This window comes from Variovorax sp. CCNWLW186, from assembly GCF_037203865.1.
In the GTDB taxonomy this organism is placed as follows: Bacteria; Pseudomonadota; Gammaproteobacteria; order Burkholderiales; family Burkholderiaceae_C; genus Variovorax.
This window is the reverse complement of the sequence record NZ_JBBCBO010000004.1, coordinates 219,853-242,014: the sequence shown is the minus strand read 5'-3', so window position 1 is coordinate 242,014 and position 22,162 is coordinate 219,853. Positions and strand designations below refer to the sequence as shown.

Below are 22,162 nucleotides of genomic sequence, written 5' to 3'. Positions count from 1 at the left end.
TCAATGAAGCTGCCCGACCGGACGCCTAGAATCCGCGGTTCCCTATCTGGAGAACCCGAATGAGCGCTACCGCCCAGCCCACCTCGCCCCACGTCATGAACACCTACGGTCGCCTGCCGATCGCGCTGTCGCACGGCCAGGGCTGCCGAGTCTGGGACACCTCGGGCAAGGCGTATCTCGACGGCCTTGGCGGCATTGCCGTGAATACGCTGGGCCACAATCACCCCGAGCTGGTGCCCGCGCTGCAGGACCAGATCAGCAAGCTGATCCACAGCTCCAACTACTACCACGTGCCCGGCCAGGAGCAGCTGGCCACCAAGCTGACCGAGCTTTCGGGCCTGACCAACGCCTTTTTCTGCTGCACGGGCCTGGAAGCCAACGAAGCCGCGCTGAAGCTCGCGCGTAAGTTCGGCCACGACAAGGGCATCGAACGGCCTGAAATCGTGGTTTACGAGGCCGCCTTCCATGGCCGCAGCATCGCCACGCTGTCCGCTACGGGCAATCCGAAGGTGCAGGCCGGCTTCGGCCCGCTGGTCGAGGGCTTCATCCGCGTGCCGCTGAACGACATCGAGGCGCTCAAGAAAGCCACCGAAGGCAACCCCAACGTGGTGGCCGTGTTCTTCGAAACCATTCAGGGCGAAGGCGGCATCAACCCGATGCGGGTGGACTACCTGAAGCAGGTTCGCGCCCTGTGCGACGAGCGCGACTGGCTCATGATGATCGACGAAGTGCAATGCGGCATGGGCCGCACCGGCAAGTGGTTTGCGCACCAGTGGGCCGGCATCAAGCCTGACGTGATGCCGCTGGCCAAGGGCCTGGGCTCGGGCGTGCCTATCGGCGCGGTGGTGGCCGGCCCCAAGGCCGCCAACATCTTCGGCCCGGGCAACCACGGCACCACCTTCGGCGGCAACCCGCTTGCCATGCGTGCGGGTGTGGAAACCATCCGCATCATGGAAGAGCACAAGCTGCTCGAAAACGCTGCCACGGTCGGCGAGCACCTGAAGAGCGCGCTCCAACGCGAAATCGGCGGCCTGCCGGGCGTGAAGGAAATCCGCGGCCAGGGCCTGATGCTGGGCATCGAGCTCGACCGGCCCTGCGGCGTCATCCTGAACCGCGCCTGCGATGCCGGCCTGCTGCTGAGCGTGACGGCCGACAAGGTGATCCGCCTCGTTCCGCCGCTCATCCTGAGCATTGCCGAAGCCGACGAAATCGTCGCCATCCTCGCGCCCATCGTCAAAACATTCCTGTCGGAGCCAGCAGCGCAATGACGACCGCCACCACGCCGAACGCCATCCGCCACTACCTGCAGTTCTCGGACTTCACGGCCGACGAGTACGCCTATCTTTTCGATCGCATGGCGATCATCAAGAAGAAGTTCAAGACCTACGAAAAGCACCAGCCGCTGACCGACCGCACGCTGGCAATGATTTTCGAGAAGGCCAGCACGCGCACCCGCGTGAGCTTCGAGGCGGGCATGTACCAGCTTGGCGGCAGCGTGGTGCACCTGACCACCGGCGACAGCCAGCTCGGCCGCGCCGAACCCATCGAGGACAGCGCCAAGGTGATCAGCCGCATGGTCGACCTGGTGATGATCCGCACCTACGAGCAGACCAAGATCGACACCTTTGCGGCGCACTCGCGCGTGCCGGTGATCAACGGCCTGACCAACGAGTTCCATCCCTGCCAGATCCTTGCGGACATCTTCACCTACATCGAGCACCGCGGCTCGATCCAAGGGAAAACGGTGGCCTGGGTGGGCGACGGCAACAACATGGCCAACACCTGGCTGCAGGCGAGCGAGATTCTCGGCTTCAAGGTGCATGTGAGCACGCCCAGCGGCTACGAGGTTGATCAATCCGTAGCTGGCTTGCGGTCGGCCGACAGCTACGAGGTCTTCAAGGACCCGATGGAAGCCTGCCGCGGCGCCGACCTCGTCACCACCGACGTCTGGACCAGCATGGGCTACGAGTCCGAGAACGAAGCGCGCCGCAAGGCCTTTGCCGACTGGTGCGTCGACGAAGACATGATGCGCGTCGCCCAGCCGGACGCCCTCTTCATGCACTGCCTGCCCGCCCACCGCGGCGAAGAAGTGCAGGCCGAAGTCATCGACGGCCCGCAGTCGGTGGTGTGGGACGAGGCCGAGAACCGGCTCCACGCGCAGAAGGCGTTGATGGAGTTCTTGCTGCTCGGCAGGCTCTGAAAAAAAGCTGAAGGCGCGGCCGCGTGTCTCATTGCCAGCAATGCGGCGCCTGCTGCGCCAGCTACCGCGTCGACTTCAGCGTCCACGAACTCGACGACAACGGTGGCAAGGTGCCCTCGGGCCTTGCCGTCGAAGTGAACGACGCCCTCTGCCGCATGCGCGGCACCGACCACACGCCCATGCGCTGCGCCGCGCTGACCGGCAAGATCGGCCACTCGGTGGCCTGCGGCATCTACGAATGGCGGCCCAATCCGTGCCATGAACTGCAGGCCGGTAGCGACGCCTGCGAGCGCGCACGCGCAAGGCACGGGCTGCCAGCCCTGCCCTCCTGAGCCGATCATCTCGTCACGTTGTGTGTTGGAAATAACCGACACCACGACCCCGCTCCCGGCGCTAACTTTGCGCCATGCGTTCTTTGCAACCTCAACCCCGCATCTGGGACATCTCGCCGCCCGTGCATGAAGGCACGCCGGTGTTCCCCGGCGACACGCCCTACCAACAGCGCTGGGCCGCAACCATCTCGCCGGGGTGCCCGGTGAACGTCAGCGAAATCAAGCTTTCGCCGCACGTGGGTGCGCATGCGGATGCGCCCCTGCATTACGACCCCGAAGGCCAGACCATCGGCCACGTCGATCTCACGCCCTTCCTCGGCCCTTGCCGCGTGATCCACGCGATTGCCAAGGGCCCACTCATCGAGTGGGAGCACATTGCGCATGCGATCGCGAGCGACCTGCCGCCCCGCGTGCTGGTGCGCACCTATGCCGCCATGCCCGTCGCCCAGTGGGATCCGCAGCTCGCGGCCTATGCGCCCGCCACGGTCGAGCGCCTTGCGGCCATGGGCGTCAAGCTCATCGGCATCGACACAGCCAGCATCGACCCGGCCGACAGCAAGACGTTGGAAAGCCACCAGCGCATTCGCCGCCTCAACCTGCGCGTGCTCGAAAACCTTGTGCTCGACGATGTACCCGAGGGCGACTACGAACTCATTGCGCTGCCGCTCAAGCTGGTCAGCGCCGACGCATCTCCCGTTCGCGCCGTGCTGCGCGACCTTCCACGCTGAACCCCCGCCCAATGACGACCCTTGAAGACTGCCGCGCGCTCGACGCGCAAGACCCGCTGCGCTCGCTGCGCGACCAATTCACCCTGCCGCCGGGCGTGATCTACCTCGATGGCAACTCGCTCGGCGTACTGCCCAAGGCCGCGCCGGCACGCATTGCCGAAGTGGTCGCCGAGGAATGGGGCCAGGGCCTGATCCGCTCGTGGAACACGGCCAGCTGGTTCGACCTGCCTCAGCGCCTCGGCGACAAGGTGGCCCGGCTGATCGGCGCCGCACCGGGCGAAGTGGTGTGCACCGACAGCACCTCGGTCAATCTCTACAAGGTGCTCTTCGCGGCACTCTCGCAGCAAAAGAACAGCGGCCGCAAACTGGTGGTCAGCGAACGCAGCAACTTTCCGACCGACCTCTACATCGCCGAATCCCTGTGCCGCGAGCGCGGCTTCACGCTCAAGCTGATCGACGCGGACGAGTTGCCCGCGGTGCTGACCGATGACGTGGCCGTGCTGATGCTCACGCACGTGAACTACCGCACCGGCGCCATGCACGACATGAAGGCCATCACTGCCGCCGCGCACGCCGCCGGCGCGCTCACGGTGTGGGACCTCGCGCACAGCGCAGGCGCGGTGCCGGTTGCGCTGAACGAAAGCAATGCCGACTACGCCATTGGCTGCGGCTACAAGTACCTGAACGGCGGCCCCGGTGCACCGGCATTCGTGTGGGTTCACACGCGGCATGCGGGCAAGTTCGAGCAGCCGCTGTCTGGCTGGTGGGGCCATGCGGCGCCTTTCGAATTCACGCCGCACTACCGGCCTGCGCCGGGCGTGGGCCGCTACCTCTGCGGCACGCAACCGATCATCGCGCTGGCGGGGCTCGAATGCGGGCTCGATACGGTGCTGGCGGCCGAGGCGTTCGATGGCGGCAAGGGCGGTATGGCGGCCCTGCGCGCCAAATCGCTTGCGCTCACCGATCTTTTCATCGCGCTGGTCGAAGAGCGCTGTGCAGGGCAAGGCCTTTCGCTAGTCACGCCGCGCGACCATGCGCGCCGCGGCTCGCAGGTGTGCCTGAGCCGCGATGAAGGCGCCTACGCCATCGTGCAGGCGCTGATTGCGCGCGGCGTGATCGGTGACTACCGCGCAGGCGATTCGCAGATGCCCGACATCCTGCGCTTCGGTTTCACGCCGCTGTACCTGGGCTTCGAGGATGTGTGGAACTCCGTCGAGCACCTGGTGCAGGTGCTGGAGGCAGGCGAGTGGAAGCGCGAAGAATTCAATCGCAAGAATGCAGTGACCTGAGCAGCACGTACCCATGAAACACAAATTGATCACCCTCTTCGCCTCGCTCCTGATGCTGGCCGCACCGGCCTTCGCACAGCAGGCGAGCTACACGCTTGACCAACTCAAGGCTTTCGTGGCCCTCACGCCCGATGCGTTCCGCCAACAGGTCAAGGGCCAAGGTTTTTCCTACGCCGACAAGACGGTGACCCCCGAGGTCAGCATGATCGAATACGACAAGGTGGTCGACGACCACACGATCCGCTTCATGAAGTCCACCTACGCGGAAAGCCGAGCCGGCGAAAACAACATCCAGCTCTCGCTGACCGATAAGGCCGCCTTCGAGCGGCTGGTGAAGGAGGTGCGCGCCGCGGGCTACGCGCCAGCCGAAAAGGGCCGCATTCCGGGCGGCGAGACTTACCAGGAGTTCAAGCGCAAGAACGACGTCGTGCGTTTCGTCTATCCCGCAAAAGATTCGGTACCGGGCCGCCCTTCCTACACCGCAGTGGTCTGGCGATGACCCGGCAGCAAGCATCATGAGCACCGAAAAAATCGTTCACGAAGAAAAAGCGCAGCTGGATTTCAGCGCGTCGATGAGCTACGGCGACTACCTGCATCTCGACCAGATCCTCAACGCGCAGCACCCGCTCTCGCCCGCGCACGACGAAATGCTCTTCATCGTGCAGCACCAGACCAGCGAGCTCTGGATGAAGCTCATGCTGCATGAGCTGCGCGCCGCCACCTCCTGCATCGCGCAAGAAAAACTGGCCGACGCTTTCAAGATGCTGGCCCGCGTGAGCCGCATCATGGAACAGCTGGTGAGCGCATGGACCGTGCTCTCGACCATGACGCCGCCCGAGTACACCGCCATGCGGCCCTACCTGGCCAACTCGAGCGGCTTTCAAAGCGCGCAGTACCGCTGCATCGAGTTTGCGCTCGGCAACAAGAACGCCGCCATGCTCAAGCCGCATGCGCACCGGGCCGATCTGCTGGCGCAGGTCGAAGAAGCCTACCGCTCGCCTTCGCTCTACGACGAGTCGCTGAAGCTGCTGGCGCGCCGCGGCCTTGCGGTGCCCGCCGATCATCTGGAGCGCGATTGGACGCAGCCTTATGAAGTGAGCGATGGCGTCGAGGCCGCGTGGCTCACGGTGTACAGAAATCCGCACGACCACTGGGACCTGTACCAGCTCGGCGAAAAGCTCACCGACCTCGAAGACGCTTTCCGGCTCTGGCGCTTTCGCCACGTGACCACGGTCGAGCGTGTGATCGGCTTCAAGCGCGGCACGGGCGGCACGGGCGGCGTGAGCTACCTGCGCAAGATGCTCGACGTGGTGCTGTTTCCCGAGATCTGGAAGCTGCGTACAGACCTTTGATGCGGGGCCGCATGCGCGGGCCACCATGCAAGTGCTTGCAAGTGCTTGCTCCATTTGCACAAAGCGCTACATTGGCATCAACGGAGGCACTGCCAATGAAAGATGTCCAGTTCTCGGTCGAAGAGCTTGCTACCCTGCGCGAACATGGCGTGGTCCTGTTCGCGGACCGCGTGATCTTCGACGCGCAGCCACCGATGCCTGAGCAGCAGATAGCCGCCGTCCAGGCGCTGTGCGCGGGCCCGGTTCCCGAGCCGTTGCTCGAACTGTGGCGACAAACGGCGGGCGGCCGCCTCGACTACGACCTGTCGCTGCCAATGAACGGCAACATCGAATCCGTCAGCTGGTCGGAGCTGTTCTGGAACGGCAGCGACGGCTATCGCGATCTGCAGGGCTGGATCGAGCATGAGCAGGAGCTGGCCGAAGAGGCAGCCGAAGAAGATGGCCGCGACTGGAGCGGCAAGCTCACGCACCTGCCCTTCGGCGGCTTCGAGTACCTGGACCGGGTTTATGCGGTGGTCGAGCCCGGACCCGAGCACGGCCACATCACCGCGTGGAAGCACGGGCTGCCGCCGGCCTGGACGCATGCCCTGCATGAAGACGGCGTGAGCACCATCGCGCCCGACCTGTACAGCGCCTTTGGGGCACTGCATCTCGACGAAGACCCGCTGGCACCCACTGGCGATTATTTTTCCGGCCAGGCACTGCTCCAGTACCTCGACGATCGGCACCAGGACCACGGCCTGGACCTCGACCTGATGGACAAGCTGGTGAGCTTTTATTGCCGCGCGGTGATCGACTGGCGCACACCGCTGGCCAACGGAACGCTGCGCCGGCTGCCGGCCACTGCGCGCGCGGCGCTGCACCATGCCATTGCCAGCGACGACGCGGACCTGGTGGCCGAGCTCGCCGCCGCGGGCTTGAGCTTCGACGGGCCGCAGCAGGGAAGCGCGTTGGCCACGGACGTTGCAATAGGCAACGGCGCCTTTGCCGCGGCAATGGCGCTGGTCCGCGCGGGGGCTCCCGTGGCACGCGACGCCTTGCGCAACATCGACGGCCAGATTTCACCCGAGCTCACGCATGCGCTGCTCGCGAACGGGGCAGAACCGAACGTGGCCGCCATCGTCAAGTGCGCGGCCTGCGGCGCGCCCGCAAGCGCACACCTGATCGCAGATGCGTGCACGCAGGCCGGTATCGACGTGGCGCCCGCCTTCGCCGCCGAGCGCGATGCGATGCTGGCGGAACTAGAGGCCACGCTGCTCGAGGTGCGCGACGGTTCTCAGGGTCACTATCTCGGCCCCGAGGGGTTGGCCGAACGGATCGAACACCTGCAGACATTCAGGCTCTGAGAGCCCCGGGGCGCAGCGGCCTTTCAGCCTCCGTACAGCCAGGGCTGGTCCAGCAGCCGCGCACCCAGCGTGCGCAAGGCAAGGTCGCGGCCCAGGCGCATGGGTCCGGTGGCATGAAAGACTTGCCCGTTGCGCCGCGCCCTTGCCTGCACCATGGCATTGCGCTGCCAGCGAGCCTCGGCATAGCGGGCAAAGGCGGCCGGCACGTCGGCCGCCCCGCCGTCGCCGAGCGCCTCGGCCATCGATACGGCGTCTTCGATGGCCATGCCCGCGCCCTGCGCGAGGTAAGGCACCATCGGATGCGCGGCATCGCCGACCAGCGCGATGCGCTCGTGTGCCATGTCCGCCGCAGAGGTCAGCGGCGCACGGTCGCAGAGGGTCCAAGCGCGCCAGTTGGGCATTGCTTCGAGCAAGGCTTGCAGGGCGCGGCCGCTGCGGCCGGTGGCCTGCTGCAGCGCCACAAGGCTGCTGGCTTGGTCCCAGTCGCGCGCATCGCCTGCCGGGGCGGATTCGGCAATCACCACCACATTGAGCCAGTCGCCGCCGCGCACAGGGTAGGCCACCACATGCAGGCGCGGCCCGAGCCATACATCGATGCGGCGACGGCGCAGCGCCTGCGGCAGTTCAGCCTGGGCGACCATCCCGCGCCAGGCCGTGTGGCCCGTGATGCGGGCCGGCTCGGCGGCCGAGGGAGATTCGAGCCGCTGCCGCACCACGCTCCAGAGGCCGTCGGCGCCAACCAGCGCCTCGCCCTCCCAGGCGCGCGCGCCACTGCTCGATACGCAGACGAGGTCGTCGCTCATCTCGACCTGCGCAATGCGGGCATCGGTTACCAGGGTGCCCGTGCCTTGCGATCGCACGGCATCGAGCAGCATCGAATGCAGGTCGGCGCGATGTACGCAGAGGTAGGGAGCGCCATAGCGCTGGTGCATGGCATCGCCCAACGGCAGACAGGCCAGTTCGGCACCGCTGCCGGCGCTCTGCACCACCAGCGCGTCCGGACGCGCAGCGATGGCATCGAGGCTCTTGTCCAAGCCCAGCTGCCGGAGGCGCCGCGTGACATTGGGACCGATCTGGATGCCGGCGCCGACTTCGGCGAACACGGCCGCCTGTTCGAAGATATCGACGCGATGGCCACCGCGGGACAGCGCCAGCGCAGTAGCGAGCCCCCCGATGCCGCCCCCGGCGACGAGGATGTGAGCGGGCATCGGCCTTCAGCGGCTGTGCGTGGACAGCGGGCCGCGGCCGGCTTCTTCGGCGTTTTTCCTGTCGGTGACCTTTGGGCCGCAACTGCCACAGCTGTCGCAAGAGCCGCAGCCCGAGGTCTTGGCGAGCGAAGCCGCCAACTGGTCGGCGCGTTCCTGATCGACAAGGCCTGCGCGGTGCGTCCCGGCCGCGAGCTTGCGGGCGGCGCTGCGCCTCCAGCCCGCGGGCATCCAGCGCCACACCGCGTAGAACGCGGCAGCGGCGACGATCAAACCGACGATCAGTTGCTGTGCCATATCTTTTCCAGACCTTTCACTGCAGGTTTTAACCTGCCCCGAGCGCCACTGCAACGCGGTAGGTAATGAAGCAGGCCGCGTAGGCGAGCGCGAAGAGATAGCCCGCCATGATCCACACATAACGCCAAGAACCGGTTTCGCGCTTCACGGCCGCCAGGGTCGAGATGCACTGCGGTGCAAACACGTACCAGACCAGCAACGACAGCGCCGTCGCGAGCGACCAGCTGCCCGCGATCAGCGGCTCGAGCTGGCCTGCCACGTCGTCGCCGCTGGCCGAGAGTGCATACACCGTGCCGAGTGCGCCCACCGCCACTTCGCGCGCCGCCATGCCCGGCACCAGGGCAATGGAGATCTGCCAGTTGAAGCCGATGGGCGCGAAGATGTGCTCCAGGCCGCGCCCGATCATGCCGGCCAGGCTGTACTGAATGGCCGGCCCCGTGGCGCCTTCGGGCGGCGAAGGAAAGGTCGACAGGAACCACAGGAGGATGGTGAGCGTGAGGATGATCGTGCCCACGCGCTGGATGAAGATCCATGCCCGCTCGTAGAGGCCCAGCGCCAGGTTGCGCAGGTTGGGCCAGCGATAGGCCGGCAGTTCCATCAGGAGCGGCGAATGCTGCTTGTTGTCGCGGAAGCGCTTCATCACCCAGGCCACTGCCATTGCCGAGACGATGCCGAAGACATACAGCGCGAACAGCACCACGCCCTGCAGGTTGAACACGCCGCCCACGGTGCGCGCCGGAATGAAGGCCGCAATCAGCAGCGCATAGACCGGCAGGCGCGCCGAACAGGTCATGAGCGGCGCAATCATGATGGTGGTGATGCGGTCGCGCCAGTTGCTGATGGTGCGCGTCGCCATCACGCCCGGAATGGCGCAGGCAAAGCTCGAAAGCAGCGGGATGAACGAGCGGCCCGAGAGCCCCACGGTGCCCATCACCCGGTCGAGCAGGAACGCGGCACGCGGCAGGTAGCCTGAATCTTCCAGCGCCAGGATGAACAAGAACAGGATCAGGATCTGCGGCAGGAAGACGACCACGCCGCCCACGCCGGCAATGACGCCGTCGACCAGCAGGCTTTGCAGCATGCCTTCGGGCATGCGGGTCTTCAACAGCTCGCCAAGTCCTTCGGTCGCGGCCTTGATCGCGTCCATTGGCACATTGGCCCAGCTGAACACGGCCTGGAACATCAGGAACATGGTGACCGCGAGCACCAGCATGCCCCACACGGGATGCATCACCACCCGGTCGATGCGGTCGCTGGTGGCCAAGCTTCCCATCGGCTCGCGCACGGCAAGGCCGAGGATGCGGCGCACTTCGCGCTGCGTGGCAAGCACGTCGTCCAGCCCCGGCGCCTGCCAGGGCTGCGGCGCGGCGGCGGCCACCGGCGAATCCAGGGCTTCGAGCAGGCCTTGCGCGCCGCCGGAGTGCACGCCTACGGTCTCGATGACCGGCACGCCCAGTTCGCGCGAGAGCACGGCCGTGTCGATGGCAATGCCCTGCTTCTTCGCCATGTCCGTCATGTTGAGCGCCACCACCATCGGCAAGCCGAGGCGCTTGGCCTCGAGCACCAGCCGCAGGTTGAGCCGCAGGTTGGTGGCGTCGGTCACGCACACCAGCAGGTCGGGCAAGGGCTCGCTGCTCTTGCCGGTGACCACGTCGCGCGTCACGGCCTCGTCGGCGCTGAGCGCGTTCAGGCTGTAGGCGCCCGGCAGGTCGAGCACGAACACGCGCCGGCCCGATGCGGTGCGAAGCGTGCCTTCCTTGCGCTCGACGGTAACGCCGGCGTAGTTGGCAACCTTTTGACGGCTGCCGGTAAGCAGGTTGAAAAGCGCGGTCTTGCCGCAGTTGGGATTGCCGAGCAGCGCGACGCGGGAGGGCTGGGCCGTGGCGGCAAGGCGCCCCGGCCCCTGGATGACCGCCTCAACCATGGTTTGCGCCCTCCGGCAGGCCCGGTGCCACATGGATCAGCGCGGCCTCGTGGCGGCGCAACGCGAAGGTGGTGTGGCCCAGCCGGACGGCGAGCGGCTCGCGACCCGGACGGCCGATAGCGACGATGCGCACCGCTTCGCCCGGCACGAAGCCGATTTCGGTCAGGCGCAGTGCCAATTCTTGCCCTTCGGCGTCGGCCGACCGCGCGACGTCCAATACCGTTGCCCACTGATGGCTGGGTAATTCGTCCAGACGGATAGAAGCATGGGCAGGGGCGGCGGCCACGGAAAGAGGGATGGTCATGCGGGTTGGAGCTCGTTCATCATCAGCAATGAGAACAATTATCATTGAAACGGACTCATCCCTGGTCCCGGTGGGCCATCCCTGCCCGCCCGAGGTCGACGAATTGCGCCCCTGAAGCCTCTGCTCCGCCGAATCCGCGAGAACGAGGAACCCCGTGCTGTCGGCGAAGAAGCCAGCGCTCCGAAGTGTTAACGATATGCGGTCTGATTGCGTTCAATTCGTGCACTCCTGCACAGCGCAGCACGGCACGACCGCCTGATCTACCTAAGATCGGCGGACATAAAAAAGACTTCAGGGAGTCGCAGTGTTTAACCAAACGCAAGCTATTGCGTGGGGCGCCCGTGTGCGCGCTACAAACCGCCTATCGGCGGCTACGGCCTTGTTCATTCTGGCCGCCACGCTCGTCGGGTGCGGTGCGCCCGCACCCAAGGAATATGGTGGCTCCTGGACACCGGTCAACCGGTTCCAGAGTGCGGCTACCGAAATCCCGCTCTCGCCCGCCTATACGTTCTACGCCTCGCCCATGGACGCGACGCTCAGGACCATGCTGAAGCGCTGGGCGTCGGACAACGGCCTGCAGTTGTCCTATCAGATAGGTTCCGACTTCACCCTTCACCAACCCGTAGCGAAGGTTCGCACCAACGACCTTCAATCTGCCATGGGTGAGCTGAGCGCCATCTACGCTCAGCAGGGCGTATCCGTTTCGGCGGACGGCAAGCAAATCCTGGTTCAGGCCACAGGCGCTGCTGCGCCGGCTGCACCCGAGCCGCGCTGATGTTCAAGAACAAAGCGTCGGCTTCGAACGTCGACGAAGCCATCGGTCAATCGGTCGACTTCGAACTCACTGTTGCGGACATCGCGCGACGCAGCGAGCGGCGCGCCTGGTGGGTTGCGGGCTCTGCGGTGGTCATGTCGCTCGTGCTGCTGGGCGGCTACTTCTACGTGCTGCCACTGAAAGAGAAAGTGCCGTACTTGGTCATCGCCGATGCGTACACGGGCACCAGCACCGCCGCGCGCCTGACGGACGACGTCGCATTGCAACGCATCACCACGAGCGAAGCGATCAATCGCAGCAACGTTGCCCACTTCGTACTGGCCCGCGAATCCTACGACCTGGCGATCACGAATTTGCGCGACTGGACCACGGTGCTGACCATGTCGTCCGGCAACGTCTCCGGCGGCTACACCAACCTGTATTCGTCGGGAAATCCCGCCAATCCGTACACGCTCTACGGCAAGGACAAAGCCATTCGGGTCCGCATCCTGAGCATCACCCTGATCGGCGGCGGAGGCGGTGAAGTTCCCAAGGGCGCCACGGTGCGCTTCCAGCGCAACGTCTACAACAAGCAGAACGGCTCCTCGGCGCCTCTGGACAGCAAGATCGTGACGATGGCGTTCACCTACAAGTCGAACCTCACGATGGACGAGCAGCAGCGAATCGAAAACCCGCTCGGCTTCCAGGTTACCGACTATCGCGTCGATACCGATTACGCGTCGTCACCGCCCGAAGAAGTCCTGAGCAATCCCAAGCCCGCCGAAAGCATGCCCGCCATGCCCGGCGCGGCGCTCCCGCCGGGCACCGATGCCCTTGCCGGCGCGGCAGGCAGTGCGCAAGCAGTGGCTCCGCCTGCGCAAACCGCTATGCCGACCACTCCTCCTCCACCCGGCTTCGGGGTACCAGGCGCTCCCGCGCCCACCGCTCCAGCCATCGCGCCGACAGGTGCCAATCAGGGAACGCGTCGCCGATGAAATCACAACAGTCCAACCGCCGCCGACGGGCGCTGATGGCCGCGGCGTGCGCGGTAGTCGCCAGCGCCATGCCGTGCGCCTTTGCGCAAACCGTACAGATGTACGAGTACCAGCCCGACCGCATCTACCCCGTGCGTGCCGGCCTGGGCATCAGCACCCAGATCGAATTGAGCCCCGAAGAAAAAATCCTCGACTACAGCACGGGCTTCAGCAGCGGATGGGATCTCAGCCGCCGCGACAACGTCTTCTACCTGAAGCCGAAGAACGTCGACGTGGACACCAACATGATGATCCGCACCGCGACCAATTCGTACATCTTCGAACTCAAGGTCGTGGCCACCGACTGGCGCACCCTGGAGCAGGCGCGCAATGCGGGCGTCCAGTACCGGATCAAGTTCACCTATCCCGCCGACATGACCTTCGGCAAGGAAGCCAAGAGCGTCGCCGAGGCCCCCGCGCTCAATACGGCGCTGCTCAAGGACCGGAGCTACAACTTCGAGTATGACTTTTCCACCAGCAGCGCCGGCGCTGCCTGGCTGGTTCCGGTCAACGTCTACGACGACAGCCGTTTCACCTATATCAAGCTGAGCGACCTCAAGCAGTTCCCGACGGGCAACTTTCCGACGGTCTACATGCGCCAGAAGGAGCGCGACGAGGACTCCGTAGTGAACACCACCGCCCGCAGCGCGCACGCGCGCACGCTGCGCGATCTCGCCATTGCCGCGCTGGTCGTCCTGCCTTGCCTGGCCATAGCTCAGACGTCAGGGTCGGCAGACGGCGGACTCGGGGACACCGCCTGCAAGATGGTCAAAACCATCGTCGGCGTGCTTAACGCCGTATCCATCGTGGTGGTCACCATCGCCATCATTTTCTCGGGCTACCAGATTGCATTCGCCCACAAGCGCATCAGCGACGTTGCTCCAGTCTTCATCGGCGCCCTGCTGATCGGCGCGGCCACCCAGATTGCCAAACTCTTCCTTGGCGACAGCTCCAAGGTCGGCGGCGGCAGCGGCTGCTCGGCAAGCATCGCGACCGACCCGCTGACCCAACTCGCCGGCATCGTGCAGTCGCTGGCCCACTATGCATAAGAACGCAATGTTCCGCGGCTGCACCCGTCCGCCCATGTTCATGGGCGTGCCCTACGTGCCCTTCTTTCTGGGTGCGGGCGGATGCATGTTGCTCGCCATGTACTTCAAGCACCAGTGCCTGCTGCTGATGGACGAGTTCACCAGCATCGGCAAGGTGAACATCATCGCCAATGCGGTGAGCTACATGGCGGGCTACAACATGCGGCTATTGCCCATCATCCAGAGCATGGCTCAGCTGGACGCCACCTATGGCAAGGAGGTGGCGCGCACCCTGATCACGAACCATGCCTTGCAGATCATCTATGCGCCGCGCGAGCAGCAGGACGCCAACGACTACTCCGACATGCTGGGCTACACCACGGTCAAGAAAGAAAACGTCAGCCGGGGAAGAGAAACCAGCCGCAGCGAATCGGAAGAGCGCCGCGCCTTGATGCTGCCGCAGGAGCTCAAGGCCATGGGGCCGGATACGGAGGTCTTCCTCTACGAGGGCATTCCGCATCCGGTCAAGTGCGACAAGATCCGCTACTACCAGGACCGCTACTTCACGCAGCGGCTGAAAGAAAAGGTGCCGATTCCTGCCTTGTCGATCTGAAGCCGACGCCCTGCGCCATCAGTCGTTGAGCAACTGCCGCAGCACAAAGGGCAGGATACCGCCGTGCTTGTAGTAGTCCACCTCGATCGGCGTGTCGATGCGAAGGCGCACTGTCACTTCCTGGTGGGAGCCGTCGGCACGATGCACGACCAGCTTCACGTCCATCTGCGGCTTGAGTTCGCCGCCAATTACCACGTCGATTTTCTCGTCGCCCGTCAGGCCCAGCGTCTGCCATGAATCGGCGCCGCGGAACTGCAGCGGCAGCACGCCCATGCCGACCAGGTTGGCGCGGTGAATGCGCTCGAAGCTGCGCGCCACCACGGCCTTGATGCCCAGGAGCTGCGTGCCCTTGGCGGCCCAGTCGCGCGATGAGCCGGTGCCGTATTCCTCGCCGCCGAAGACCACTGTGGGGATGCCCTGCTCCATGTACTTCATGGCGGCGTCGTAGATGAACATCTTCTGGTTGCCAGGCTGGAACAGCGTGACGCCGCCCTCTTCCTGCGTGCCATTGATGTCCGGCGGAATCATCAGGTTTTTGATGCGCACGTTGGCAAACGTGCCGCGCATCATCACGTCGTGGTTGCCGCGGCGCGAGCCGTAGCTGTTGAAGTCGGCCTTGGCCACGCCGTTCGCCTTGAGCCAGATGCCAGCGGGCGAGCTTTCCTTGATGGAGCCGGCTGGCGAGATGTGGTCGGTGGTGATCGAGTCGCCGAAAAGCGCCATGATGCGCGCGCCCTTGAAGCCCGCGTCCGATGCATGCGGCTGCATCTTGAAGTCGGCGAAGAACGGCGGCTCGGCAATGTAGGTCGAGGTGGGCCAGTCGTAGACCTGCCCCGTGGTGCCCTGGATGCTGCTCCAGAACTTGCCGGGGTCGGTCTTGACCTTGTCGTAGTTGGCGCGAAACGACTTGGCATTCATCGCGTAGCGCAGGTTCTCGTCGATTTCCTTCGGCGTGGGCCAGATGTCGCCCAGGTACACGTCCTTGCCGTTCTTGCCCTTGCCCACCGGCTCGGTCATCAGGTCGACCATCACGTTGCCGGCAATTGCAAAAGCCACCACCAGCGGCGGCGAGGCAAGGAAGTTGGCCTTCAGGTTCGGATGGATGCGCGCCTCGAAGTTGCGGTTGCCCGAAAGCACTGCGGCGCCGACCAGGTCGTTCTTGATGATCGCGTCGTTGATCTCCGGCGTGAGGTCGCCCGCGTTGCCGATGCAGGTCGTGCAACCGTAGCCGGCCAGGTAGAAGCCGAGCTTTTCTAGATACGGCAGCAGCCCCGCTTTTTCGAGGTATTCGGTGACGATGCGGGAACCGGGCGCCAGCGAGGTCTTGACGTGCGGCTTGACCGTGAGGCCCGCCTCCACCGCCTTTTTGGCCAGCAGGCCGGCCGCGAGCATCACGCTCGGGTTGGAGGTGTTGGTGCACGAGGTAATGGCCGCGATCAGCACGTCGCCGTTGCCGATGGTCACGCCGCCCTTGGGCGCCGCCGGTGCCGTGGCGTTCACATGGGCAGCGGCCTTGGTCGACCGGTTGGCCACCATTTCGACCAGTTCGCGCGGTGCGCCGGGCGGCGGCGGCGCGGCTTCGTTGTCGTCGCCCTGGCCGCTCGTGGTCAGCGGATAACGCAGCTTGAGCCGCTCGGCCGGCTGGTTGAAGCCGTTGGCGTCGTTGGGCTTGCTGAAGAGTTCAGAGAACTTGGTCGACAGGTGGCCCAGGTCGATGCGGTCTTGCGGCCGCTTCGGACCTGCGAGGCTCGGCGACACGGTGCCCAGGTCGAGCTTGACGATCTTGGTGTAATCGATGTCGCCAGGCGCCGGCATGCCGAAGAGGCCCTGCGCCCTGTAGTAGGCCTCGAAGCGCTCGACCTCTTCCTTGGTGCGGCCGGTGCCTTCGAAGTAAGCGACAGTCGCCTCGTCGACCGGAAAGAAGCCCATGGTGGCACCGTACTCGGGCGCCATGTTGCCGATCGTCGCCCGGTCGGGCACGCCGATCGACGCAGCGCCGGGTCCGAAGAATTCGACGAACTTGCCCACCACCTTCTCGGCCCGCAGGATGGAGGTGACATACAGCACCAGATCGGTGGCCGTCACGCCTTCGCGCAGCTTGCCCGTGAGCTCGAAGCCCACCACGTCGGGCGTCAGCATGTAGACCGGCTGGCCCAGCATGGCGGCCTCGGCCTCGATGCCGCCCACGCCCCAGCCGACCACGCCAACGCCGTTGATCATGGTCGTGTGGCTGTCGGTACCGACCAGCGAATCGGGGTAGTACACCGGCACCTCGGCGTTGTCGCTCGAGCTCTTGTAGACACCGCGCGCAAAGTATTCAAGATTGACCTGGTGCACGATGCCGAAGCCCGGCGGCACCACGCGGAAGGTGTCGAAGGCCTGCATGCCCCACTTCATGAATTGGTAGCGCTCGTTGTTACGCTGGAACTCCAGCTTCATGTTGAGGTCGAGCGCCTTCGGCGTGCCGTAGTAGTCGACCATCACCGAGTGATCGACCACCAGGTCGACCGGCACCAGCGGCTCGATGGTCTTGGGCGACTTGCCGAGCTTGGCAGCCACGCTGCGCATGGCAGCCAAGTCGGCCAGGAGCGGCACGCCGGTAAAGTCTTGCAGCACCACGCGGGTCACGACGAAGGGAATTTCATCGACGCGGTCTGCATTGGGCGCCCAGTGCGCCAGTTCTTCGACATGCTTGGGCGAGACCTTCTGCCCGTCGCAGTTGCGCAGCACCGACTCGAGCACGATGCGGATCGACACCGGCAGCCGGTTCACGGAGGGATACTGCTTGGCCAGCTCCTTCAGGGACCAGTATTTGCCGGATGCGCCGGACGGGGTCTTGAAGGTCTTGAGGGTGGACGCAAAGGCGTGCGCCGGTGCTTTGGCCATTGAGGAACTCCTGTTGGTTCGATCTGTTCGTGGAAGCACCTCAAAGATAGCAGGGATCGATGTCAGTTGTTGTAGTCGGTCTTCCCTGCAACGCTCCCCAAGTGCCACCTTCCTCATGGCCAGAAATGCCGGGTAAATGGGTGTTGCCGGCATCCGCTGCGCTCAGGCCAGGGCCATGTTCGCGCTGCCGCGGGCCCGGCGCAGGCCCGTCCATTGCAGCTCGGCCAGCACCACCACGCACAGCGCCTGCGCCAGCACCCAGGCCATGCCCAATGCAGTAACCGCGAACAGGCCGCTCATCAGCAGCGCCACGCAGGCCACGGCCCAGCCGAAGTTGCCGACGACCACCAGCCCGATGAGCGTGCGGGGCGGCGTGCGGCGGGTGGCCATGAAGGCTGCGGCCGCCGCATATGCCAGCAGGAATACGCCTGTGCCCATGAGCAGCGGTGCCGGCAGGCCGGTCAGCCGCGCCAGCGCGTCGGTGAAAGCCACCTGCAATGCGCCGGTCGCGGCGCATGAAGCGGCGTCCGCCCACATGACGTTGGGGAGGAAACGGGGGGATGCAAAGACGGACATGAGAATCTCCTTCGGGTGGTACGCCGCAAGCCTGTCCTGCCGCGTTGGACCCAATGATTTCGGAAGGCGGGCACAGCGTCGATAACCTCGGAGGTCATGGCGTGCCGACGGCGCCGCGCCAGAATGCGGGCCATGAACACACCCCGCACCCATTCGTCCAAGGCTGGCCAGCCCGGCGCGCGCGACCCGTTCGGCGCGCACCTGCGGCACTGGCGCACGCACCGCCGGCTGAGCCAACTCGACCTCGCGCAAGAGGCCGAGGTTTCGACGCGCCACCTGAGCTACGTGGAAACCGGCCGCGCCGCACCGAGCCGCGAGATGGTGCTGCGCCTGGCCGAACGACTGGAAGTGCCGCTGCGGGAGCGCAACGCCCTGCTGGTGGCCGCGGGCTTCGCACCGATGTACCGGCAGCGCTCCCTCGACGACCCTGCCCTGGCCGCGGCGCGCCGCGCCGTCGACCTGGTGCTGAAGGGCCACGAGCCGTTTCCCGCGCTGGCAGTCGACCGCCACTGGAACCTGGTGGCGCACAACGCACTGGTGCCGATGCTGATGGCCGGCGCAGCGCCGGAACTGGTTCAAGCCCCGGTCAACGTGCTGCGCCTGAGCCTGCACCCCGACGGGCTGGCCTCCCGCATCGCCAATCTGGCGCAATGGCGTGCCCACTTGCTCGAACGGCTGCAGCAGCAGATTGCCGCGACAGGCGATGCCGTGCTGCAGGCGCTGCACGACGAGCTCGAGGCCTACCCCACGCCCAGGGTGAGCCACGACGCGCCGGCCGCGAACACCGAACTGTCAGGCGTCGTGGTGCCCTTTCAGCTGGTCACACCCAACGGCGTGCTGAGCTTCATCAGCACCACAACCATCTTCGGCACGCCGGTAGACGTCACGCTGCAGGAGCTCGCGGTGGAGTCGTTCTTTCCAGCCGATGCGCAAACGGCCACGGCATTGACCGCGCTGGCGGCACAGCCGACATGAAAAAAGCCCCGCCGAAGCGGGGCTTTCTTAACCGCGAGTTATGCGCACCGATCAGGCTGCGACTACGGCAGGCGCCACGGCAGCAGCCGCTTCGGTCTTGTACTCGTCGAGCTTGTCAAAGTTGAGGTACTGGTAGATCTGCGCGCTCGATGCATCGAGCACGCCCGTTGCGGCCATGTACTCTTCGCGTGTCGGGATGCGGCCAAGGCGCGAGCAAATGGCGGCCAGTTCCGCCGAGCCAAGGTACACGTTGGTGTTCTTGCCCAGGCGGTTCGGGAAGTTGCGGGTGCTGGTCGACATGACCGTCGCGCCTTCGCGCACCTGTGCCTGGTTGCCCATGCACAGCGAGCAGCCCGGCATTTCGGTGCGGGCGCCGGCATTGCCGAAGACACCGTAGTGGCCTTCCTCGGTGAGCTGGTGCGCGTCCATCTTGGTGGGCGGTGCAATCCACAGCTTGACCGGAATGTCGCGCTTGCCTTCGAGCAGCTTCGACGCGGCGCGGAAGTGGCCGATGTTGGTCATGCACGAGCCGATGAACACTTCGTCGATTTGCGCGCCGGCCACGTCGGACAGCGTCTTCACGTCGTCGGGGTCGTTCGGGCAGGCCACGATCGGCTCATGGATGTCGGCCAGGTCGATCTCGATGACGGCCGCGTAGTCGGCGTCGTCGTCGCCCTTGAGCAGCTGCGGGTCCTTGAGCCAGGCTTCCTGCGCGGCGATGCGGCGTGCCAGCGTGCGGGCGTCGGCATAGCCTTCGGCGATCATCCACTTCATCAGCGTGATGTTGCTGTTGATGTATTCGATGATCGGTTCCTTGTTCAGGTGCACCGTGCAGCCGGCGGCCGAGCGTTCGGCCGAGGCGTCGCTCAGTTCGAAGGCTTGCTCCACCTTCAGGTCCGGCAGGCCTTCGATTTCGAGAATGCGGCCCGAGAAGATGTTCTTCTTTCCCTTTTTCTCGACCGTGAGCAGGCCGCTCTTGATGGCGTACAGCGGAATGGCGTTGACCAGGTCGCGCAGCGTGACGCCGGGCTGCATCTTGCCCTTGAAGCGCACGAGCACCGACTCGGGCATGTCCAGCGGCATCACGCCGGTGGCGGCCGCGAAGGCCACGAGGCCGGAACCGGCCGGGAAGCTGATGCCAATCGGGAAGCGCGTGTGGCTGTCGCCGCCCGTGCCCACGGTGTCGGGCGTGAGCAGGCGGTTGAGCCAGCTGTGGATCACGCCGTCGCCCGGGCGCAGCGACACGCCGCCGCGCGTGCTGATGAAGTCGGGCAGTTCGTGGTGCATCTTCACGTCCACCTTCTTGGGGTAGGCCGCCGTGTGGCAGAACGATTGCATCACGAGGTCGGCCGAGAAGCCCAGGCAGGCCAGGTCCTTCAGCTCGTCGCGCGTCATCGGGCCGGTGGTGTCCTGCGAGCCGACCGAGGTCATCTTGGGTTCGCAGTACGTGCCCGGGCGAACGCCCTGGCCTTCAGGCAGACCGCAGGCGCGGCCGACCATCTTCTGTGCAAGCGAGAAGCCCTTCTTGGTGTCGACCGGGCTTTGGGGCAGGCGGAACAGCGTGGAAGCGGGCAGGCCCAGCGCCTCGCGTGCCTTGGACGTGAGGCCACGGCCGATGATCAGCGGAATGCGGCCGCCGGCGCGCACTTCGTCGAACAGCACATCGCTCTTCACCTTGAACTCGGCAATGACCTTGCCGTCCTTCAGTGCCTTGCCTTCGTAGGGGCGCAGCTCGACCACGTCGCCCGTGTCCATCTGGCTCACGTCGAGCTCGATGGGCAGCGCGCCCGCGTCTTCCATGGTGTTGTAGAAGATCGGGGCGATCTTGGTGCCCAGGCACACGCCGCCGAAGCGCTTGTTGGGGATGAACGGAATGTCGTCGCCGGTGAACCAGAGCACCGAGTTGGTGGCCGACTTGCGGCTGGAACCCGTGCCGACCACGTCGCCCACGTAGGCGACCTGGTGGCCCTTCTGCTTCAGCGATTCGATGAACTTGACCGGACCGCGCTTGCCGTCTTCTTCCGGCTCGAAGGCCGTGCCTTCGCGCTTGTTCTTGAGCATGGCCAGCGCGTGCATGGGGATGTCCGGGCGCGTGGTGGCGTCGGGCGCGGGCGACAGGTCGTCGGTGTTGGTTTCGCCGGGCACCTTGAAGACCGTGATGGTCAGGCTTTGCGGCACTTCGGGGCGGCTGGTGAACCATTCGGCATCGGCCCAGCTTTGCAGCACGCCCTTGGCGTTGGCGTTGCCCTTGTCGGCCTTTTCCTTGACGTCGTGGAACTGGTCGAACATCAACAGGGTTTTCTTCAGGCCCTCGGCCGCCACGGCGCCCACTTCGGCGTCGTCGAGCAGGTCGATCATCGGGCTGATGTTGTAGCCGCCGAGCATGGTGCCGAGCAATTCGGTGGCGCGGGCACGCGTGATGAACGCGTTCTTCTCGGTACCGTGGGCCACGGCCGCCAGGTAGCTCGCCTTGACCTTGGCCGCGTCGTCGACGCCGGCGGGCACGCGATAGGTGAGCAGATCGAGCAGGAAGGCACCGTCCTTGGCATTCGCGCTCTTGAGGAGCTCGATGGCTTCGGCGGTTTGCTTCGCGCTCAATGGCAGCGGCGGAATACCGAGCGCGGCGCGTTCGGCAACATGGTCAACGTAGGCTTGCAACATCTTCTTTTCTCCGGAAACTGGGGCTGGCGGGCGTGCAGTGCGGCAAGCAAGAGCCGCGCCGCACCCCTGGTTCGGTACTCTTACTTCTTGGCCGCGTCGGCGCCTTCGAACAGGCTCTTCGGCGGGTTCTTCTTCATTTCTTCGGCAAACGCGACCTGCTCGGCCGTCTGGCATTCGTCGGCAATGCGCAGGCCCGCCTTCTGGTTCATCAGCATCGACTTGTTGCCCAGCTGCAGCCACATGGCGCCTGCACGGGGGTCTTCGAGGCGGATGGCGCCGGTGCGGCTTTCGACCGGGTGCATGCGGTACTTGAGGCCCTTGGTCGACACGTTGAAGAAGCCGGGCTTCTTCTCGTCGGCGGCCACGGTCACGTCGGCACCGAGTTCGCACTGGGCCTTGCCGAGCGAAACGCGCTTGGCGACTTCGAGGTCGGCGTCGGTCAGCACGATGTTGGTTTCATCGGCGATGGGCGTCACTTCTTCGACGGCCTTGGCGGCCTTGCGGGTGACCTGCTTCTTGGGGGGGGCCTTCTTGGCTTCAGCCTTGGCGGCCGGCTTGGCAGGCGTGTTTTGCGCCGTGGCGGCAAACGGGAGCGCCAGGGCCAGGGCTGCGATCAGAGCGATTTTCTTCATGGGTGTTTCCTTGAGGCTGGATTCGT

Annotated in this window: 21 protein-coding genes; 13 read left to right on the top strand and 8 right to left on the bottom strand. The window is 65.4% G+C overall.

Going from position 1 to position 22,162, the window contains the following annotated elements:
• Nucleotides 1-59 precede the first annotated feature (59 nt).
• From V9K97_RS07160 to V9K97_RS07125, 8 genes are all read left to right on the top strand, one after another.
• Nucleotides 60-1,268, top strand: coding sequence for an aspartate aminotransferase family protein (locus tag V9K97_RS07160; RefSeq protein ID WP_258504824.1), 1,209 nt, complete (start codon nt 60-62; stop codon nt 1,266-1,268).
• Nucleotides 1,265-2,200, top strand: a complete 936-nt coding sequence (argF, locus tag V9K97_RS07155; RefSeq protein WP_157612854.1) for an ornithine carbamoyltransferase — start codon at nt 1,265-1,267, stop codon at nt 2,198-2,200. Before V9K97_RS07160 ends, argF begins: the two co-directional genes overlap by 4 nt.
• 23 nt (nt 2,201-2,223) lie before the next feature.
• The gene (locus tag V9K97_RS07150; RefSeq protein WP_337295523.1) at nt 2,224-2,532 is read left to right on the top strand and encodes a YkgJ family cysteine cluster protein; all 309 of its coding nucleotides are present in this window, start codon (nt 2,224-2,226) and stop codon (nt 2,530-2,532) included.
• A gap of 74 nt (nt 2,533-2,606) precedes the next feature.
• Complete coding sequence (gene kynB, locus V9K97_RS07145) at nt 2,607-3,260, top strand: arylformamidase (protein ID WP_337317227.1); 654 nt, start codon at nt 2,607-2,609, stop codon at nt 3,258-3,260.
• Between the two features lie 11 nt (nt 3,261-3,271).
• Nucleotides 3,272-4,549, top strand: coding sequence for a kynureninase (gene kynU, locus V9K97_RS07140; protein WP_337317226.1), 1,278 nt, complete (start codon nt 3,272-3,274; stop codon nt 4,547-4,549).
• 13 nt (nt 4,550-4,562) lie between these two features.
• Entirely contained in the window at nt 4,563-5,048 is a 486-nt protein-coding gene (locus V9K97_RS07135; protein ID WP_337295525.1) for a hypothetical protein, read from the top strand.
• A gap of 16 nt (nt 5,049-5,064) precedes the next feature.
• Nucleotides 5,065-5,901: a tryptophan 2,3-dioxygenase gene (kynA, locus tag V9K97_RS07130; protein WP_337317224.1), complete on the top strand. Its 837-nt coding sequence runs from the start codon at nt 5,065-5,067 to the stop codon at nt 5,899-5,901.
• Nucleotides 5,902-5,996: 95 nt separating this feature from the next.
• Nucleotides 5,997-7,247, top strand: coding sequence for an SMI1/KNR4 family protein (locus V9K97_RS07125; RefSeq protein ID WP_337317223.1), 1,251 nt, complete (start codon nt 5,997-5,999; stop codon nt 7,245-7,247).
• Nucleotides 7,248-7,270: 23 nt separating this feature from the next.
• Here V9K97_RS07125 and V9K97_RS07120 read toward each other — a convergent pair whose 3' ends face one another.
• From V9K97_RS07120 to V9K97_RS07105, 4 genes are read right to left on the bottom strand one after another with little or no spacing between them, the layout of a single operon-like run.
• Nucleotides 7,271-8,455, bottom strand: coding sequence for an FAD-dependent monooxygenase (locus tag V9K97_RS07120; protein ID WP_337317221.1), 1,185 nt, complete (start codon nt 8,453-8,455; stop codon nt 7,271-7,273).
• Between the two features lie 6 nt (nt 8,456-8,461).
• Nucleotides 8,462-8,749, bottom strand: a complete 288-nt coding sequence (locus V9K97_RS07115; RefSeq protein ID WP_337317220.1) for a DUF6587 family protein — start codon at nt 8,747-8,749, stop codon at nt 8,462-8,464.
• A 28-nt stretch (nt 8,750-8,777) separates the two neighbouring features.
• Nucleotides 8,778-10,673, bottom strand: a complete 1,896-nt coding sequence (feoB, locus tag V9K97_RS07110; RefSeq protein ID WP_337317218.1) for a ferrous iron transporter B — start codon at nt 10,671-10,673, stop codon at nt 8,778-8,780.
• Nucleotides 10,666-10,977 (bottom strand): FeoA family protein, encoded by a 312-nt coding sequence (locus tag V9K97_RS07105; protein WP_337295530.1) that lies wholly within the window; start codon nt 10,975-10,977, stop codon nt 10,666-10,668. The genes feoB and V9K97_RS07105 overlap by 8 nt, the downstream gene beginning before the upstream one ends.
• Nucleotides 10,978-11,356: 379 nt before the next feature.
• Between V9K97_RS07105 and V9K97_RS07100 the strand changes: the two genes are divergently transcribed.
• The 4 genes from V9K97_RS07100 to V9K97_RS07085 are packed head-to-tail and all read left to right on the top strand — an operon-like array spanning nt 11,357 to nt 14,406.
• Nucleotides 11,357-11,752 carry a TcpQ domain-containing protein gene (locus V9K97_RS07100; protein ID WP_337317217.1) on the top strand — a complete coding sequence of 132 codons (396 nt, stop codon included), beginning with the start codon at nt 11,357-11,359 and terminating at the stop codon, nt 11,750-11,752.
• Nucleotides 11,752-12,726, top strand: a complete 975-nt coding sequence (locus V9K97_RS07095) for a virB8 family protein (protein WP_337317216.1) — start codon at nt 11,752-11,754, stop codon at nt 12,724-12,726. Before V9K97_RS07100 ends, V9K97_RS07095 begins: the two co-directional genes overlap by 1 nt.
• Nucleotides 12,723-13,814: a TrbG/VirB9 family P-type conjugative transfer protein gene (locus tag V9K97_RS07090; RefSeq protein ID WP_337317214.1), complete on the top strand. Its 1,092-nt coding sequence runs from the start codon at nt 12,723-12,725 to the stop codon at nt 13,812-13,814. The genes V9K97_RS07095 and V9K97_RS07090 overlap by 4 nt, the downstream gene beginning before the upstream one ends.
• 7 nt (nt 13,815-13,821) lie before the next feature.
• Nucleotides 13,822-14,406 carry a type IV secretory system conjugative DNA transfer family protein gene (locus V9K97_RS07085; protein ID WP_337317213.1) on the top strand — a complete coding sequence of 195 codons (585 nt, stop codon included), beginning with the start codon at nt 13,822-13,824 and terminating at the stop codon, nt 14,404-14,406.
• Nucleotides 14,407-14,424: 18 nt separating this feature from the next.
• Here V9K97_RS07085 and V9K97_RS07080 read toward each other — a convergent pair whose 3' ends face one another.
• Together V9K97_RS07080 and V9K97_RS07075 are read right to left on the bottom strand one after the other, a co-directional pair.
• The gene (locus V9K97_RS07080; RefSeq protein WP_337317212.1) at nt 14,425-17,292 is read right to left on the bottom strand and encodes an aconitate hydratase; all 2,868 of its coding nucleotides are present in this window, start codon (nt 17,290-17,292) and stop codon (nt 14,425-14,427) included.
• Between the two features lie 162 nt (nt 17,293-17,454).
• Nucleotides 17,455-17,868 (bottom strand): hypothetical protein, encoded by a 414-nt coding sequence (locus V9K97_RS07075; RefSeq protein WP_337317210.1) that lies wholly within the window; start codon nt 17,866-17,868, stop codon nt 17,455-17,457.
• Nucleotides 17,869-18,000: 132 nt separating this feature from the next.
• On the opposite strand from V9K97_RS07075, the gene V9K97_RS07070 reads away from it, so the two are divergent.
• A complete protein-coding gene (locus V9K97_RS07070; RefSeq protein WP_337317209.1) occupies nt 18,001-18,843 on the top strand; it encodes a helix-turn-helix domain-containing protein in 843 nt (280 codons plus the stop codon).
• 51 nt (nt 18,844-18,894) lie between these two features.
• Here V9K97_RS07070 and V9K97_RS07065 read toward each other — a convergent pair whose 3' ends face one another.
• Complete coding sequence (locus V9K97_RS07065) at nt 18,895-21,504, bottom strand: bifunctional aconitate hydratase 2/2-methylisocitrate dehydratase (protein WP_337295538.1); 2,610 nt, start codon at nt 21,502-21,504, stop codon at nt 18,895-18,897.
• Between the two features lie 80 nt (nt 21,505-21,584).
• Nucleotides 21,585-22,136 carry a hypothetical protein gene (locus V9K97_RS07060; RefSeq protein ID WP_337317207.1) on the bottom strand — a complete coding sequence of 184 codons (552 nt, stop codon included), beginning with the start codon at nt 22,134-22,136 and terminating at the stop codon, nt 21,585-21,587.
• Nucleotides 22,137-22,162: the final 26 nt, after the last annotated feature.

Coding starts and splice junctions, on each gene's coding strand:
- V9K97_RS07160 (WP_258504824.1), top strand. CDS start 60: ATGAGCGCTACCGCCCAGCCCACCTCGCCCCACGTCATGAACACCTAC.
- argF (WP_157612854.1), top strand. CDS start 1,265: ATGACGACCGCCACCACGCCGAACGCCATCCGCCACTACCTGCAGTTC.
- kynB (WP_337317227.1), top strand. CDS start 2,607: ATGCGTTCTTTGCAACCTCAACCCCGCATCTGGGACATCTCGCCGCCC.
- kynU (WP_337317226.1), top strand. CDS start 3,272: ATGACGACCCTTGAAGACTGCCGCGCGCTCGACGCGCAAGACCCGCTG.
- V9K97_RS07135 (WP_337295525.1), top strand. CDS start 4,563: ATGAAACACAAATTGATCACCCTCTTCGCCTCGCTCCTGATGCTGGCC.
- kynA (WP_337317224.1), top strand. CDS start 5,065: ATGAGCACCGAAAAAATCGTTCACGAAGAAAAAGCGCAGCTGGATTTC.
- V9K97_RS07125 (WP_337317223.1), top strand. CDS start 5,997: ATGAAAGATGTCCAGTTCTCGGTCGAAGAGCTTGCTACCCTGCGCGAA.
- V9K97_RS07120 (WP_337317221.1), bottom strand. CDS start 8,455: ATGCCCGCTCACATCCTCGTCGCCGGGGGCGGCATCGGGGGGCTCGCT.
- V9K97_RS07115 (WP_337317220.1), bottom strand. CDS start 8,749: ATGGCACAGCAACTGATCGTCGGTTTGATCGTCGCCGCTGCCGCGTTC.
- feoB (WP_337317218.1), bottom strand. CDS start 10,673: ATGGTTGAGGCGGTCATCCAGGGGCCGGGGCGCCTTGCCGCCACGGCC.
- V9K97_RS07105 (WP_337295530.1), bottom strand. CDS start 10,977: ATGACCATCCCTCTTTCCGTGGCCGCCGCCCCTGCCCATGCTTCTATC.
- V9K97_RS07095 (WP_337317216.1), top strand. CDS start 11,752: ATGTTCAAGAACAAAGCGTCGGCTTCGAACGTCGACGAAGCCATCGGT.
- V9K97_RS07090 (WP_337317214.1), top strand. CDS start 12,723: ATGAAATCACAACAGTCCAACCGCCGCCGACGGGCGCTGATGGCCGCG.
- V9K97_RS07085 (WP_337317213.1), top strand. CDS start 13,822: ATGTTCCGCGGCTGCACCCGTCCGCCCATGTTCATGGGCGTGCCCTAC.
- V9K97_RS07080 (WP_337317212.1), bottom strand. CDS start 17,292: ATGGCCAAAGCACCGGCGCACGCCTTTGCGTCCACCCTCAAGACCTTC.
- V9K97_RS07075 (WP_337317210.1), bottom strand. CDS start 17,868: ATGTCCGTCTTTGCATCCCCCCGTTTCCTCCCCAACGTCATGTGGGCG.
- V9K97_RS07070 (WP_337317209.1), top strand. CDS start 18,001: ATGAACACACCCCGCACCCATTCGTCCAAGGCTGGCCAGCCCGGCGCG.
- V9K97_RS07065 (WP_337295538.1), bottom strand. CDS start 21,504: ATGTTGCAAGCCTACGTTGACCATGTTGCCGAACGCGCCGCGCTCGGT.
- V9K97_RS07060 (WP_337317207.1), bottom strand. CDS start 22,136: ATGAAGAAAATCGCTCTGATCGCAGCCCTGGCCCTGGCGCTCCCGTTT.